Origin of the sequence: Marinobacter sp. (assembly GCF_034669625.1) — a bacterium.
Lineage (GTDB): Bacteria > Pseudomonadota > Gammaproteobacteria > Pseudomonadales > Oleiphilaceae > Marinobacter.
The window spans coordinates 19550-35430 of the sequence record NZ_JAXMOY010000010.1 but is presented as its reverse complement, the minus strand read 5'-3'; the positions used below and the strand labels follow the sequence as shown (position 1 = coordinate 35430).

At 50.0% G+C, this 15881-nt stretch carries 14 protein-coding genes; 10 read left to right on the top strand and 4 right to left on the bottom strand.

What is annotated here, in order from left to right; genetic code table 11:
• The first annotated feature begins 40 nt into the window (after positions 1-40).
• Positions 41-1171: a hypothetical protein gene (locus tag VOI14_RS10300; protein WP_323751965.1), complete on the top strand. Its 1131-nt coding sequence runs from the start codon at positions 41-43 to the stop codon at positions 1169-1171.
• Here the strand turns inward: VOI14_RS10300 and VOI14_RS10295 are convergent.
• From VOI14_RS10295 to VOI14_RS10280, 4 genes are all read right to left on the bottom strand, one after another.
• Positions 1161-2363: a glycosyltransferase gene (locus tag VOI14_RS10295; protein ID WP_323751964.1), complete on the bottom strand. Its 1203-nt coding sequence runs from the start codon at positions 2361-2363 to the stop codon at positions 1161-1163. The two genes, VOI14_RS10300 and VOI14_RS10295, sit on opposite strands and share 11 nt — an antisense overlap.
• Positions 2360-3214, bottom strand: coding sequence for a glycosyltransferase family 2 protein (locus VOI14_RS10290; protein WP_323751963.1), 855 nt, complete (start codon positions 3212-3214; stop codon positions 2360-2362). The genes VOI14_RS10295 and VOI14_RS10290 overlap by 4 nt, the downstream gene beginning before the upstream one ends.
• A 27-nt stretch (positions 3215-3241) precedes the next feature.
• Positions 3242-5125, bottom strand: a complete 1884-nt coding sequence (locus VOI14_RS10285) for a hypothetical protein (RefSeq protein ID WP_323751962.1) — start codon at positions 5123-5125, stop codon at positions 3242-3244.
• Positions 5126-5210: 85 nt separating this feature from the next.
• Positions 5211-5642: a pilin gene (locus VOI14_RS10280; RefSeq protein WP_323751961.1), complete on the bottom strand. Its 432-nt coding sequence runs from the start codon at positions 5640-5642 to the stop codon at positions 5211-5213.
• Positions 5643-6038: 396 nt separating this feature from the next.
• On the opposite strand from VOI14_RS10280, the gene pilB reads away from it, so the two are divergent.
• The 9 genes from pilB (at position 6039) to VOI14_RS10235 (ending at position 15760) form a co-directional block, all read left to right on the top strand.
• A complete protein-coding gene (gene pilB, locus VOI14_RS10275) occupies positions 6039-7751 on the top strand; it encodes a type IV-A pilus assembly ATPase PilB (RefSeq protein WP_323751960.1) in 1713 nt (570 codons plus the stop codon).
• A gap of 2 nt (positions 7752-7753) precedes the next feature.
• Positions 7754-8974, top strand: a complete 1221-nt coding sequence (locus VOI14_RS10270; RefSeq protein ID WP_323751959.1) for a type II secretion system F family protein — start codon at positions 7754-7756, stop codon at positions 8972-8974.
• A 127-nt stretch (positions 8975-9101) separates the two neighbouring features.
• Positions 9102-9977 (top strand): A24 family peptidase, encoded by an 876-nt coding sequence (locus VOI14_RS10265; RefSeq protein ID WP_323751958.1) that lies wholly within the window; start codon positions 9102-9104, stop codon positions 9975-9977.
• A gap of 18 nt (positions 9978-9995) precedes the next feature.
• On the top strand, positions 9996-10595 hold the full coding sequence (gene coaE / locus VOI14_RS10260; RefSeq protein ID WP_323751957.1) for a dephospho-CoA kinase: 600 nt from the start codon (positions 9996-9998) through the stop codon (positions 10593-10595).
• A complete protein-coding gene (locus tag VOI14_RS10255; RefSeq protein WP_323751956.1) occupies positions 10582-11679 on the top strand; it encodes a hypothetical protein in 1098 nt (365 codons plus the stop codon). Before coaE ends, VOI14_RS10255 begins: the two co-directional genes overlap by 14 nt.
• Before the next feature lies 1 nt (position 11680).
• Entirely contained in the window at positions 11681-12430 is a 750-nt protein-coding gene (tsaA, locus tag VOI14_RS10250) for a tRNA (N6-threonylcarbamoyladenosine(37)-N6)-methyltransferase TrmO (protein WP_323751955.1), read from the top strand.
• Positions 12431-12449: 19 nt separating this feature from the next.
• Positions 12450-14828: a hybrid sensor histidine kinase/response regulator gene (locus VOI14_RS10245; RefSeq protein ID WP_323751954.1), complete on the top strand. Its 2379-nt coding sequence runs from the start codon at positions 12450-12452 to the stop codon at positions 14826-14828.
• Positions 14829-14866: 38 nt separating this feature from the next.
• Positions 14867-15055, top strand: a complete 189-nt coding sequence (gene yacG / locus VOI14_RS10240) for a DNA gyrase inhibitor YacG (protein WP_323752046.1) — start codon at positions 14867-14869, stop codon at positions 15053-15055.
• A 144-nt stretch (positions 15056-15199) separates the two neighbouring features.
• Positions 15200-15760, top strand: a complete 561-nt coding sequence (locus VOI14_RS10235) for a YfaZ family outer membrane protein (RefSeq protein WP_323751953.1) — start codon at positions 15200-15202, stop codon at positions 15758-15760.
• Positions 15761-15881 lie beyond the last annotated feature (121 nt).

The following is a 15881-nucleotide window of genomic DNA, read 5'->3' as shown; positions in this document are numbered from 1 at the left end:
GATCAAGTTTTCCCACCAGATGCGAAAGCAGCTTTATCCTATGACCAGCGCACCATTTAAATTGAACATGGTTTTCCATCACCCTAGTACTTTAAAAAGCGATGGAAACTCCGGAAGCCAGGTTCGGCCTTACAAAATGCTTTGCGCTTTCCGCCAGGCTGGGATTAATGTATCCGAAGTGACTGGTGATGCCCGTCAAAGGTCCCAGAAAATAAGAGCCATAAAACGAAGAGTCGATTCCGGTGAAACCTTTGATTTTGTCTACTCAGAAAGCCTCTCGATTCCGTTTGCAATGTCAGAGGCTCATAGACTGCCCACTCATCCCTTTCTTGACCACAACTTCCTCTCTTTCTGTGACAGAAACAACATACCAGTCGCCATGTTTTACCGTGATATTTTCTGGAGAGACAACTCATATGCGCAGAAGCTTCCTTGGTGGGCCCGATTAATCACCATACCCCTATACCATTTCGACTGGAAACAAATCAAAAACCACACAACCTTGCTCTACCTACCATCATTAGAGATGGCTTCTCACCTTCCTGACACAAACTACCAGTTTCAAGTGCTATCGCTCCCCCCGGCCTCCAGCCCACACGTTACTGAAACCAAAACCCTGCCTGATGACACCCTAAAACTCCTTTATATTGGGGGGATAGAGCCCCCAATATACGACCTAACCCCACTACTAGACAGCATGCAAAAATCGAGCTCCACAAAGCTCACAATATGCTGCCGCAAAACAGAGTGGCACAAATACAAGCACCTTTATGAAAGAAAACTTACAGAACACATAAAAATTGTCCATAAATCAGGTAAAGAGCTAAATGACCTATACAAAGAAGCCGACATCCAAACACTAATTCGGCACCCTAACGATTACTTAGATTTTGCTGTCCCGGTGAAACTTTTTGAATCGATCGGTCACGGAGTTCCTGTATTATCCACACCCAACTCAGAAGCTGCCCGAATCATCGAAAAGGAAGGATTAGGATGGGTCAAAGACTTCAAGCAAATCCCACACTTCCTTATGGAACTAAGAACAAAACCATGGATGATTAGGCGTGCAAAGTTACAAGTGAAGAACAAACAGAACCGTCACTCTTGGGAAGAGCGCGCCAGAAACGTTTGCGAAGACATAATTCGCCACAAACAAGCGTTTAAACGCTAGCTTTAACCAAGGAAGCAAGACGCCGTCCGTAATCATCCGCCACAAAAGACCAATCCAATTGACGAACAAGACGAACCCTATCATTAGCTGCTCTCTGTTTCCACTCAGTCCGACTCTGAAGCACGCCAACAAGAGCAGAAGCCAGCGCCTGAGAATCGCCTTCCGGCACCGTTAGCACCCCCTCCATGCCGAAGGTAAGATCTGCAGTAGCTGGCAAATCCGAAGTAACGACGGGACAACCAGAGGCCAAAGCCTCTGCTACCACAAGCCCCAACCCATCTGCATCGCCCGACTGGGCTCGCACGAAAGGTGCGGCTAAAACCGAAGCTTCACGATAGAATCCGGCGACACTTTCTTGACTCTGAGCACCAGCAAATCGAACAATTTCAGCAAGCCCCAATTCACAAGACCTTTTCTTTAGGTCAACCTCTTCTGGCCCATACCCCACCAAAGTAACAGACACACCTAGGACTTCTTTTCGCACAAAAGGGAGGCTGTCAAGGAGGACATCAACCCCTTTTTTTTCCACAAACCGCCCTACAAATAAGATGTTCGGCTTTCCGCCGGGAGACTCATGCCCCAATCTGAAGCGCTTCTTGAGATCGACCCCCATAGAGCGAACTGAAACATGCTCCCTGGGAACCCCTAGACCTAATGCAAACCTTCTCATAGCTTCACTGACTACCGTAAAGGCAGCGACGTTAGAAATGACCCACCTTTTTAACCTCCTGAACACAGGTCGATCCAGCGAATAAAGATCACCTCCATGAGATGTTAATAAAATAGGAGGAAGCCGTACCCCCAGCATTTTAAGCAAGGCTATCACTAAACCTTGAGGAATAATCCAATGAGCATGAATGACATCTGGTCTGAACTGCCGATTGAGCCTAAAAATCGAGAACGCCATAGATGCAAAAAAACACGGAAGAATGGCCCAAAGCCAAGGCTTTTTAAGTAAGTTGTTAACGATTCCACCATTATTCACTAATAGCTCAAGTGGACCCGGTCCATAGCGAAACCTAATAACAGATACACCATCCATCTCCTCGTAAACGGCGGCCCCTAGTGCGTGCGGACATAGCACTGTCACATCAAAGTTTCCGACCAACCTTTTAGCAAGCTCGTGTACGAACCCAGGTTCGTGGTCGTTTACCCAGCGAGGGTAGGTAGAAGCAAGTATTAAAAGCTTCATCCGGATTTACTATACATCAGCGCTGTAATTTGCTCCGATACGAGGCCAACTAGGAACACCACCAGCGAGGTAGTAAACATTAACGCACTCATATTTGTAAAGCGACCCATTGTGAAAAATGTAAAACCATAATAGGCCGACCCAATAAAAAACAATATCAATGAAATAGGAACAAATAGCTTCAGCGGGGAATAGAGCGTACCTATTTTAAAAATAATCAACATAAACCTAATGCCATCTTGAATTGGCTTAATATGACTTTTCCCTTGACGGCTATCTGCAGTTACCCATACATAATCAACCGAATATCCGGTACGAAAAAAGGCCATAGTACTCGTCGTCGGATATGAAAAACCATTCGGTAGCAAGTTAATAAACTCCAGAAACTTCTCTCGCTTCACTGCACGAAAACCCGAGGTCAAATCTTCGATGCGGTTCCCTGTCATAAAACTGGCAAGACAGTTATATAAGCGATTAGCAACTTTCCGCCCGAAACTAGCTTGACACCCTTTTATTCTTGCACCGACCACGAGATCGAACCCCTCACTTAGCCTATCGAGCAAGCGAGGAATATCAACTGCTCGATGCTGCCCATCCCCATCCATAAATACGACCAATGACTCTTGAGCTGCTCTAGCACCCGTTTTAATAGCAGCACCATTACCCTTGGAATAGGGGTGAGATATAACTCGTGCCCCTGCTTTTCCAGCAGCAATAGCCGTATTATCATCTGAGCCATCGTCTACTACGATTACCTCCTTGCAATTAGGCAAAACGATAACATCAGCAACCACTTTCGCGATGATCGAACCTTCGTTCTTTGCTGGTATAACAACGCAAAAATCACTCATATTTTCAATGGCACCTGTTCAAGAATTTCAAGGTTGACCCCTTTTAAGTATAGCTTTTCGAATCTCCTCGACGTACCCCCTGAACGCAACCTCAAACTTAACCTGTCCCGAAAATCGATTATCTATTTTATCGAGAGTCCGAAGGGCACTATCGATATCTCCAGCAGCATCGAACAACCGAGCACACAAAATTCCGTATTCAACCCCAAAACGCTCAAGATTAGAATTCATCAACTCCGCCGCTTCGGCAAAACGATGCATATCCGCGAGAGTAAAGACATGGACTAAGGACAAGTTTTCGGACACAGGCCGGTACGCAGGATTATTTGACAACCCTTCAGCATAACCATTTACAACCTGCATATCAGCGTCCTCACACCCACCAGCTCTAACCATTTTCCACAATTCGTGCAGTGCCTGCACCGCGAGCTTGTCACGTTGACCATATCGCATCATTCGAACCACATCAGAATCTTTCAACCTCAGTGTTTCAGGGCTCAAACACTGGATAATTCTGAGCTGCAAAGTTACACCTGGGCTTTCTCCCATTTGCTCTTGCAGAGAAAACATGAGCTTAGACGCGGTTATATAATCTCTTTTTAACATATAATAATTGGTCGCCTCCTGGCGTGCTCGCAGCGACTCAGGGCGCTCACTGACAGCCGCCACAACGAACCTATATGGGCTAGACCAGCTTATTGACTCCGAATACGCGACTGCCCCCAAATATAATACGTAAAGACACCCAAACATCAGAAAAAAAATTCGTCTAGATAACTTCGGCAATAAAAACAAACCAGCACAAGGAATTACGATAGCAACAACAATACCCAACATAGGCAGGTAATTTCTATGTTCAAAATACAATTCGAGAGGCAAGATAGTAGATTCTAAAAGATGCCCAACCAAAAAAAACAGCCACCCAAAAGCAAACCACTCAAACTTTTTCCTAAATACCAATAAAAAAATGGTGCAAATAAAAATAAAAAAAACAGCTAAAATTGTAGACACTGGCTCAGTAAGACTCCGAGAAACCTCATAACCATCATTATAAATATTAATTTTTGAGGGAGTGGGCAACACTATAGCGCTCAAATAATCAACAACCACTCTACTTTGGGTCAACAATCTTTCGAAAACAGAAAACCCCCTATAACTCTCGACGCCATCAAAATGACCAAGCACACCAAGAAAAACAAACACAACCACAAGAGGAATTACAGATATAAAGAAAACCCAGTACTTAAACAAAGTAAATGGTGGGCGATTTATAACAACAACTTCGACCACTAGAATAAACATCCCAGTGAGAACCGCGTTTTCTTTAGATAGAATGCCGAGACTGGATAAGCCGAAAATCACTAACGAAATTAGCGACACTTCTTTCCATCCCCAACTTATCCTCTCATACCTCAGACAGCAGTAAAAAAGCAAAGCGCAAAGAGAAAAAAAAGCTGAGAATAACGTCATTCTTTGAACAACGTATGGCACAGTTGATCCATGAAGAGGATGGATAAGCCAAACACCAGCAACAACAATCGCTAAAACCCAACTTTCCCTGGCAGCTTTTCCGTTTAGCCTTAACAAGTACGCCACAACACCCGTTACCAATATACCATTGGCAAGATGTATGACTAAATTCACAACCTTAAAATTAAAGGGCGAGTTTGGCCAAGAATCAAACTGAAAAGCGAAACTTAGATACGAGAGAGGACGCCCCACAAAGCTGGAGATCCCATCCAACACATAGGCAACAAATGAACGAGCGTCATTTATCTGGCCCAACCCAGAAAGGTTCGGCCAATCGTCGAGATAAAATTGACCGTACATTGCCGGCCACCAAACTATCCCTGCAATGACAATAATTGCAAATATGGCGGCACATAAAAACCGATTATCAATTGCAACCATTCGCATTACACCATTAAAAAATGCCGCCTAACCATAAGGTTAGACGACACTTAAACATTCTCAACTAGAATTCTAAAACACGAAATCAGTTACAGATCTTTGGCTGGATAGCGCTATCCATAGTCCCATCACAAGTATATGTAAAACTATTGCTCGCTGTCACAAACTGCATTGCAACAGTTTTGCCCGCAAGCTTTTCACTCACACTACCCACGCCTTTGAAAGTTGCAGTGTAAGTGTCGGTGGCAAATTCGATTTTTTGAACATATTGCCCTGAGAACGTAGCGTTACCAAGCGCTGTTTTATCTGGAATCTGACCATTAGTATTGTAATGTTCCACAACAGGCGTCTTCAATCCAGCAAGAAGCTGTGCAGCTTCGGCCGCTTGGGCACGAGCTGTGTAATCCTGATAAGCAGGAATAGCAACTGCTGCCAAAATCCCAATAATCGCAACAACGATCATCAGTTCAATCAGAGTAAAACCCTGCTGCCCTTTGTTCATCTGAATCTTTTGCATAATTCGACCTCTATTGTCATTTTGGTTCTTCATAACTCCGGGGCGGTGACGTATTACCTGGTGACCCCTTTGAGCTTAAGCTAAGTTAAGCATCGAGCGTGCCAAATGCAAGACAACATTTATAATTAACGCCGACTCAACAAGTTAAAGGCTCCGCGTGACACGAATCACACAAAAGATCAGTCCATTTCTTGAGTCGCTAAGCGGCCGGGAGTGACAGTTTTTGTCACTCGCCTGACAAAATGGATCCCGTGAAACCTCAACACGCTCACACGTAACCCCAACAAAAACCAAAACCAGAGGCCCAGCAACCTTTCCAAACTCGGCTACTACATCTAAACTCAGTGCCCATAAACACGTGATTCAGCCACTTATAAGACTTTTCTCAGAGTATTTATGGCGAGCAGCAACCGAAACGTAACACTAACGGGCCTGGCCCGTCGATTTGTGGATGACGGTCTTTTGGATGAGGACATCGCTAAAGATTCATTCATCCAAGCCTCCGAGAACCGGATCCCACTGATCACCTACCTCACCCAGAACGACTTGGCCGACAGTTCGAAGCTGGCCTTTTCCGCCGCCATGGAGTTTGGAATCTCCGTTCTCGACCTGGATTCTTTTCTGCCTGAGATGATGCCGGATAAGACCGTTGACGAGAAACTCATTCGAAAGCACAACGCACTCCCCCTCTATAGAAGAGGTAACCGCCTTTTCATTGCGGTTTCTGATCCAACGAACATTCAAGCCTTGGACGAAATCAAGTTCAATACCGGCCTGAGTACAGATGCCATTCTGGTAGACGATGCAAAACTCCGAGCCGCTATAGACAAGTATCTCGAGTCCCACGACACATCCATGGGCGACCTTGACGATGCAGATTTAGAAGGCGTTGAAACGGAAGGCGGCGAGAATGAAGAAGACAACGTCGTATCGACTGCTGAAGTTGACGATGCGCCTATCGTTAAATACGTCAATAAAATGCTGCTAGACGCAATTCGCGGCGGCGCGTCCGATATACACTTCGAGCCTTACGAAAAAACCTACCGCGTGCGCTATCGCACTGACGGGATTTTGAAAGAAGTGTCGCGTCCGTCTATCAAGCTCGCCCCTAAGATTTCTGCCCGCGTGAAGATCATGGCCCAGCTGGATATTTCTGAGCGGCGAGTGCCTCAGGACGGCCGGATCAAGATGAAGCTGTCTAAAACGAAAGCCATCGATTTCCGAGTTAACACGCTGCCCACGCTATGGGGTGAGAAGATTGTGTTGCGGATTCTGGACCCCAGCCAGGCAAAACTGGGCATCGACGTTCTTGGCTATGAGGAAGATCAAAAACAATTGTATCTGGAGGCACTTGAACAGCCCCAAGGCATGATTTTGGTTACAGGTCCCACCGGCTCGGGTAAAACGGTATCTCTCTATACTGGCCTGAACATTCTCAATACCAATGAGCGGAACATTTCTACTGCCGAAGACCCGGCTGAGATCAATCTGGAAGGCATCAACCAAGTTAACGTAAACACACGAGTTGGCCTCGGCTTTGCTGAAGCTTTGCGAGCTTTCTTGCGGCAGGATCCAGACGTCATCATGGTGGGCGAGATTCGTGATCTGGAAACTGCCAATATAGCCATCAAAGCCTCCCAAACCGGTCACTTGGTTTTATCTACCTTACACACCAACAGCGCGGCAGAAACACTCACTCGCATGATGAATATGGGGGTTCCCGCGTTCAACATTGCGACCTCCGTGAGCTTGATTATCGCCCAGCGCCTCGGCCGCCGCTTATGTAGCTGCAAACAACCGGCAGATGTGCCAAAAGACGTACTTTTAGCCGAAGGGTTCACACAGGAACAAATTGATACAGGGTTCACGTTGTTCCGCCCCAAGGGCTGTGATAAATGCAGTGGTGGGTATAAAGGCCGCGTCGGCATTTACGAGGTGGTCAAGGTTACAGCTGAGCTGGCAAATATGATTATGGAAGAAGCCAGCTCGATTCAAATTGCTAAACAAGCGCAGGCCGAAGGCTTCCGCACTCTCAGGCAGTCGGCCCTGATGAAGGTAATTCAGGGAGTGACCAGTCTTGAGGAAGCCAACCGCGTGACGAAGGATTAAGCATGGCAGAAAAATCACAAAAGCTGGAAGCGTACGTTTGGGAAGGCAAAGACCGAAAGGGCAACAAGACCAAGGGTGAGCTGAACGGCGTGAGTTTGGCATTGGTAAAGGCCCAGCTTCGCAAGCAAGGTGTTATACCAGACAAAGTAAAGAAAAAGCCCAAGCCGCTATTTGGTGGAAGTAAGAGAATTTCACCTTTCGACATCGCCATGCTTACACGCCAGCTGGCGACAATGATGAAAGCGGGCGTGCCCTTAGTGCAGAGTTTTGACATTGTGGCGGATGGTCTTGAGAACAAAGGTCTTAAAGAACTGGTGATGTCGATCCGGAATGACATTTCTTCAGGCACAAGCTTTGCCGGAGCCTTGCGGAAACATCCAAAGTATTTCAATGAGTTATACTGCAACTTAGTCGACTCAGGTGAACAAGCCGGCGCATTAGAGTCCATGCTAGACCGCATTGCTACTTATCTGGAGAAAACAGAGCTACTCAAGAAAAAAGTTAAGAAAGCAATGACCTACCCGATTGCCATTATTGTGGTTGCAATTATCGTTACCGCAATACTACTGATAAAAGTGGTCCCTCAGTTCCAAAGTCTATTCTCAGGATTTGGAGCGGAACTTCCCGTTTTCACTCAGATGGTCGTACGCCTATCGGAATGGATGCAGAGCTGGTGGTTTATCGTACTCCTAGGCATTGTTGGAACCATTTTTTTATTCAAGGAATCCAAAAGACGATCGCAGAAGTTTTCTGATTTCGTTGATAAGTACGTACTGAAGCTTCCAGTTGTCGGCGAAATCCTCGATAAGTCAGCCGTAGCAAAATTTGGCAGGGTTCTATCAACGACATTTGCTGCAGGCGTCCCATTAGTGGATGCTCTGGACTCCGTGGCTGGCGCAACCGGTAATGCGGTTTACCGCGATGCGATCATGAATATCAAAACCGATGTATCTAGCGGTACTCAGCTACAAGCATCCATGCGCCAACAAGACGTGTTTCCGGTCATGGCTGTTCAGCTTACGGCTATCGGCGAAGAGTCCGGTAATCTGGACGAGATGCTAGAGAAGGTGGCAGTGCATTACGAAGCAGTGGTCGACGACATGGTGGATAACCTAACAACCCTAATGGAACCAATGATTATGGCAGTTCTCGGCGTGCTGGTTGGCGGCTTGATTATTGCCATGTACCTGCCGATCTTTCAAATGGGGCAGGTTGTCGGTTAACCAACCGCACCCACTCTCCAAAATGCCTGACCGAACGACTCTACCCTCTCTCTCGCAAGAGGAGTGGGTAGTTTAAATTTGTGTTTACACTCCTCAGGGAGTTGAATTCTTTATCTACGAGTCTCCGATGCCATCACTAGAAACCTTCCTCTCAACCCCATGGATCCTCTACACCACCGTCACCATCGTCTCCCTCTGCATCGGCAGCTTCCTGAACGTGGTCATCCTGCGTTTGCCAAAGATGATGCATCAAGACTGGCGCTGTCAGTGTGAAGAGTTTCTTGAAGTAGCGGATGAAAAACGCGCCACCGATTCCCTGATCACGCTGTCAAAACCAGCCTCCACCTGCCCGTCCTGCGGGCACAAAATCCGGGCGTGGGAAAATATCCCCGTCATGAGCTGGTTAATGCTCGGAGGCAAATGCTCTTCCTGCAAAACCCGAATTTCAGCTCGTTATCCTTTGATCGAAGCTTTTACCGTTGCGGCTTCGGTTATCACGGTTTACCTACTAGGCCCAACGGACGCTGCACTATGGGCGTTGCCCTTAATTTGGGCCCTGGTTGCTTTGACGGTGATTGATTTTGATACGCAGCTGCTGCCAGACAACATTACACTGCCGCTGATGTGGCTGGGCTTAGTGCTGAATTACTTTGGAATGTTGACGGATTTCGAAAGCGCATTCTGGGGCGCCGTAGCCGGCTACCTATCGCTTTGGTCGGTGTACTGGCTGTTCAAGCTGTCAACCGGAAAGGAAGGTATGGGGCATGGCGATTTCAAGCTGTTAGCGGCCCTTGGCGCCTGGCTGGGCTGGCAGGTATTGCCCGCAGTGATTTTACTTTCGTCTCTGGTGGGCGCGATTGCGGGCATTAGTTTGATGGTGTTCCGAAAGCATGGCCGGGAGGTGCCGATTCCTTTTGGCCCGTATTTGGCGGTGGCCGGGGTGATGTGTTTGTGGTTTGGTGCGGAAATTATTGGTGCTTGGTACGGGTTCCTTGGGGTTTAACGGTTGGGAGTGAGTAAGTTGGCAATTGTTGGATTAACGGGCGGGATTGGTTCTGGGAAATCTACGGTGGTGCGGCTATTTGGTGAGTTAGGCGTGCACTGGGTAGATGCGGATGATGTGGCTCGGGAGGTAGTTGAGCCGGGTACGCCAGCTTTAAAGGCCATTGCCGAGCACTTTGGCGGTGAAGTGCTGCTGGCAGACGGCGCGCTTGATCGGGCTTGGTTGCGGCAGCGGGTGTTTGCGGAGCCGGAGGAACGGGCTTGGCTGGAAGGCTTACTTCACCCGATTATTCGCAAGGAACTGATTCGACAGTTGCAGCCAGAGAACTATGCCCTGCCCTATACTTTACTCGTGTCACCGTTACTGCTTGAGACGGACCAGCACCAACTCGTGAACAAAGTGCTCGTGATCGATGTGCCGGAGTCGGTGCAGCTCGAGCGCACCATGGCTCGGGACGACAACTCCCGGGAACAGGTGGAGCGCATTATGGCGGCGCAGATGCCTCGGGAGGATCGCCGATTGAAAGCAGACGCGATCATTGATAACAACCAGCCTTTGGTTGAGGTTGAGCGGCAGGTTGCCGAGCTGCATAATCAGTGGGTGCTTGATTTCAGTTAAGGGGCTCTGTCTGCGTTACCTCCCGTTTTTTGTTCTTCTCTTGCCGCTGGCGTTGGCGGTATCTCCGTATGCCCGCAGCGCCGGTCCGGTGGTTATTGAGGACGAATCCCTAGGAGACAAACTCTCGCCCTACAGCTTACCGGTTTCATTTTTCACGGTTGAACCAGACGAATACTGGGCGGAACCGGTGGACTCCTGGTGGATGAATGCCAGCAACTGGGTTATCCATCAGGAACGCCTGCATGGCAGCAAGGTTCAAGGCATTGGGAAATGGGCCGACCGCACCTTATCCGGCTCTGAACATGCCTTGCCGAACAACGAGAGTTATCTGCGGCTAGGCTTTGCGGCGGAGTCCGAATACAGTAACCCTGCGCAATTTAAGCCGGAAGTACGCTTTCGCCTTGATTTGCCCACCACGAAAAAGAAGCTCCGCTTGGTCATCGAGAGTGACAGCGACGAATTGGTTCCGCTGGGCGAGCGCGAGCGGGACCGCCAGCTCACCGAACCGGAGCGAACCGATACCGACACCACCGGCGCTCTGCGTTATTTGACGGATGTGGGCGACGCCATCAATTTATCGATGGATGTCGGTGGCCGGCTTCGACTTCCGCCCGAGATGTTCTGGCGTTTAGAGGCAGGCAAGCGCTGGCTGGCTGCAGACAACTGGCGCATAGGGGTGAAACAACGGGCTTATTATTACCACACCTCCGGCTGGGGCTCCCGCTCCTGGTTCGGCGCGGATCGGCCCGCATGGAACGGCTGGCACTTCTTCACATCGTCCGAATTGGAGTGGGTGCACAGCGATCGCAAATTTGAGGCGGCGCAGCTCTTCAGTCTTCGTAAACGTTTGAGTTCGCGATCCGTTGTTTCACCCCGAATCGGTGTCCTTGGTGAAAGCCAACCATCATGGCGAACCACGTCTTATTTCGCGGATGTCACATGGCGCTACCGGGTGTTCGAGGACTGGTTGTTTGCGGAGCTAATTCCCGCGTTGGAATTCCCGCGGGAAGAAAGCTTTAAAGACCAGGCTTCTGTGATTTTCCGTATCGAGATGTACTTCGCCGGCACCATTGATAGAGACTGACATGACCCGACCCAAACACAAAAGCAGACCGGCAGCCGAAGCCTTAACCCTGACCCCCATTGCCTATACCCGCTCCTGCTTTAAGGATAAATTCGGGGTTCCACGCCAACCTGGGCTCACCCGTCACGCCCATGCGGAATTGGTCATCGCCCCCCCGTTTGATCGAGAAGATGCCTTTCGGGGTTTGGAAACCGCCAGCCATCTGTGGCTCACCTTCCAGTTTCACGAAGCCGTGCGTGCCGAATGGCGGCCGGTCGTGCGCCCACCCCGTTTGGGAGGCAACAAGAAAATTGGCGTGTTCGCCAGCCGCTCGCCTTTTCGCCCCAACAGTCTCGGGTTGTCGGTGGTGCGCAACGACGGGCTTGAGCGGAAGAATGGCCGCCTGGTGTTGAGAATTCGCGATCACGATCTCATTGATGGCACACCGATTCTCGACATCAAACCCTACCTGCCCTTTGCCGATGCCCTGCCGGACGCATCTATGGGCTGGGCAGACACGCCGCCGGTAGACCGCGTTGACGTAGGTTTTACGCCAGAGGCGGAAACAGCACTGGCAACATTGTCCCCGACTGACTACCCGGATCTTCAGGGTTTGATCGAAGATGTTGTCAGCTACGATCCCCGCCCTTCTTTTCGCCGAGGACGAGACGAAGACCGCATTTACGGCGCGCACTTGTATGACCTGAACGTGCGTTTTCGCTTTATTACTGCGGGCGGAATGGTGCGTGTGGAAGTAGTGTCCATCTGTTAAACTGCCACAGGTTAACTTGTTGTCGACACAGGGAATTCGTGACTTGCCTTCAAACCGCTTTTTAACGCGTTGGGGTGTTCGCCCACTGGCCCTGAGATTACTCGGGTGGGTGCTGCTGTACAGCCTTGCATTATCACTGGTCGCCACGGGCGTTCAGATGATTGGCGAATTCGAACGCCAGAAATCGCGGTTAGAAGCCAATCAAAGCCGAGCCGTAGAGCTCATCTCCAGCACGCTAAGCTCAAACCTCTGGGTTTTGAATTACAGTGAAGTAGCCGCTAATCTCGATGACTTGCGCAACGTACCTTCTATCCAATATTCCCGCGTAATAACGTCTACCGAGCAGGAGTTCAGCGCCGGCACTTCCCCGGCCGGCCGAATCATTTCTCAAACCTTCCCGCTGGATTTCAAAAGCAGCCACTTAAAACAGCCCCAACGGGTAGGCGAGCTAACAATCGTTTCTTCCGTTGAAAGCGTTTATGAAGAAATTCTGGCCAGTGCTCTGACCAATCTGTTGTATCAGTCCATTATCGTGATGCTTGGAACACTGGGCCTGTTATTAATCGTGCGCGTTGCACTGTCCCGACACCTTGAAACCATGGCGGACTATGCCGCCAGACTCAACTTAGACGCCTTGGTTGCCCCGCTGGAGCTGCGTCGAAAGAAACCGGCTCAACCGGATGAACTTTCAGAACTGGAACAGGCATTGAACAAAATGCGGCTGCAGATTTTGGAAGACACACGCTCATTACGCCAAATTTCTGTGAAGACTCGTGGTGAGCGGGACGAAGCGGTACGTGCAAATCAGGCCAAGAATCAGTTTTTGGCCAATGTCAGCCACGAGCTGCGCATACCACTACAATCCGTGCTGGGTTACGCCCATCTGTTGGCCGACACGCCGCTGGATCAAGAACAAACAGAATACGTCAGCACGCTGATCAATGCGTCTGAAAATCTCTCTGCCATTCTCAATGACCTACTCGACATTTCCAGTATGGAAGCGGGAAAACTCCAACTTGAAGAAATTCCGTTCGACCTTCGCGAAACGTTGAACGATCTCGTTCATATGCTGGGCGAGAGAGCTCGAGAGAAAGGTTTGGCGCTGGAAATGCGGGTGGACGAAAGCCTGCCGTGGGCGGTAACGGGGGACCCCGTTCGTATCCGGCAAGTGCTGGTTAATCTGCTCGCCAACGCCATCAAGTTTACCGATTCCGGCCACGTTCTGGTGAGCGTAGAGGTGCTCGGCCGCAAGAATGGCAAGGTTCGCTTACGATTGGCGGTGGAAGACACAGGCGAAGGCATCAACCCCGATGAACTGCCGTTAGTGTATGAGCCTTATGTGCAGCTTGGGCAAAGGTTCACACGACAGTTGCCTGGAGCGGGTTTGGGATTGACCATCTGCCGACAGTTGATTGACCGGATGGGCGGCGCTCTGGATGTAGAGAGCCGCCTTGGTGAAGGCTCCACCTTCTGGATTGAACTGAATCTGGAAGAGGTCAGTGACAGTGCAACACGTACCCGGCCGGATTCCAGCATGGTGCGTGGCCGGCGCATTCTGGTGGTGGATTCTTACGAACTATCACGCAAGATCACATTGGAAATGTTATCCCGCTTTGATCTGCAGATCGAAGCGGTTAAATCTGCCGGCGAAGCCCTCACCTCTCTGCGGCAAGCCTGCGATGCTGGCGACCCTTTCCACGCGATCATTTTGGATGGGTTTGTGCCCGATATGGACTGCGACCTTCTCTGCCGACAGATTCGCAGCAACACATTATGGAGCGAAACCCGGCTATTGATTTTATCCTCCAACCCGCAGCGCGGTGATGCCGAGCATTTCCGTCAGGCCGGGGCCGACGCATTTCTCAGCAAGGCCTTGCGGGAATCGTATCTAATCCCGATCCTCAATCACTTGTTCAGTGATATCGAGCAACAGGAACGGCGCTTCCTTACCCGTTTCTCACTGAAAGGGCTGAGTGACTCAGGTTCTATCCGCCGGGAGTTGCCTTGCGGGCGCATGCGGGTTCTGCTGGTTGAGGACAACCAGGTAAACCGGATTCTCACTCAGCGTCTTCTTGAAAAACTGGGCTGCGAGGTAACCGCAGCTAACGACGGGCAAGCGGCGATGTCGCTTTGGCAACAGCAACCATTTGACCTGATTTTTATGGATTGCCTCATGCCGCAAATGGACGGCTTTGAAGCGACACGAAGGTTTCGTATCTGGGAACAGAAAAACAATCGCTTGCGCGTGCCTGTGGTGGCGTTGACCGCCAGCGCCATGGAAAAAGATGAAGAACTTTGCCGCGCGGCGGGCATGGATGTGTTCGTTGCCAAGCCTGTCAACCTTGAAATGCTACGGGCAGTGCTGGAACAATACTGTCACGCACCTGCCGAGAATTGATGACCGGCAGCTCATACACACAGCCCGGACTGATCCCCATGAACGTTGAATGCCCCACCTGCAAAAAATCCGTTGAATGGACTGAAGCCAACGCCTGGCGGCCATTTTGTTCCGAGCGCTGCAAACTGATTGATCTTGGGGCCTGGGCCAATGAAGAATACCGCGTGCCTGCTGAAAATGTATCGCCCGAAGATCTGGATCAGGGCCACGAGGGGCAGCTCCACTAACCCCGTCCCTTTCCGCCGGCTTACGGGCTTTTAAGTTGTACTGCGTGGAACAGGTGTTACCATCGTGCTCCGTCAGAATGATCACCGATGCGAGCAACCAACACCCGCTCTGCATCTAATAACGACAGTTACAAAGGTGTACACATGAAAATTACCCGCATCTCTGCTTTGGCCCTTTCTTTGGCCGCGGCCCCTGTTATGGCATCTGATCTGGATCTGAGCCTGACGTCCGACTCGGTTAAAGGCCAGGTCAACTTCTTTGGTTCTCAGGAAGAGTTGCAAGTAGGTGCCGGCTACACCTACCACGAAGGCGGTCGTCACATTGCCAACGTTGATTTTCATGCCCAAGGTCGCACTGCACTGGGCAACCTGCCCACTACCGCCGGCATTGGCTTGCGCGGTCTTGGCTGGGATGATGATCACCTCGACGGCGGTGCGATTGGCGTAGGTGGCTTTGCGACCGTTAATGTTCCGGATGTTCCCGGCCTGTCTTTCGGCGGCAGTCTGCACTACGCGCCCAGCATCCTATCGTTCGGTGATTCCGACGAGATGACGAGCTTAGAACTACGCGCCAGCTACCGACTGATCCGCAACGCCGAAGTCTTCGGCGGTTACCGTTACCTGAACACCGAACTGGATTTTGCCGGCAGCCCAGACGTTAACCTGGACGAAGGCATTCTGGCAGGCATTAAGATTTTCTTCTAAATCTGCCGCCTATGTCACTTGGGTTACCCGTACACCTTACGGGTAACCCAATCGTGCACCCCTTCACGCCCTTTCCCCCATTTAGCTGTTAGGCTCTCCCAATACTCTGTACTTGGATAGG

Coding starts and splice junctions, on each gene's coding strand:
- VOI14_RS10300 (WP_323751965.1), top strand. CDS start 41: ATGACCAGCGCACCATTTAAATTGAACATGGTTTTCCATCACCCTAGT.
- VOI14_RS10295 (WP_323751964.1), bottom strand. CDS start 2,363: ATGAAGCTTTTAATACTTGCTTCTACCTACCCTCGCTGGGTAAACGAC.
- VOI14_RS10290 (WP_323751963.1), bottom strand. CDS start 3,214: ATGAGTGATTTTTGCGTTGTTATACCAGCAAAGAACGAAGGTTCGATC.
- VOI14_RS10285 (WP_323751962.1), bottom strand. CDS start 5,125: ATGGTTGCAATTGATAATCGGTTTTTATGTGCCGCCATATTTGCAATT.
- VOI14_RS10280 (WP_323751961.1), bottom strand. CDS start 5,642: ATGCAAAAGATTCAGATGAACAAAGGGCAGCAGGGTTTTACTCTGATT.
- pilB (WP_323751960.1), top strand. CDS start 6,039: ATGGCGAGCAGCAACCGAAACGTAACACTAACGGGCCTGGCCCGTCGA.
- VOI14_RS10270 (WP_323751959.1), top strand. CDS start 7,754: ATGGCAGAAAAATCACAAAAGCTGGAAGCGTACGTTTGGGAAGGCAAA.
- VOI14_RS10265 (WP_323751958.1), top strand. CDS start 9,102: ATGCCATCACTAGAAACCTTCCTCTCAACCCCATGGATCCTCTACACC.
- tsaA (WP_323751955.1), top strand. CDS start 11,681: ATGACCCGACCCAAACACAAAAGCAGACCGGCAGCCGAAGCCTTAACC.
- yacG (WP_323752046.1), top strand. CDS start 14,867: ATGAACGTTGAATGCCCCACCTGCAAAAAATCCGTTGAATGGACTGAA.
- VOI14_RS10235 (WP_323751953.1), top strand. CDS start 15,200: ATGAAAATTACCCGCATCTCTGCTTTGGCCCTTTCTTTGGCCGCGGCC.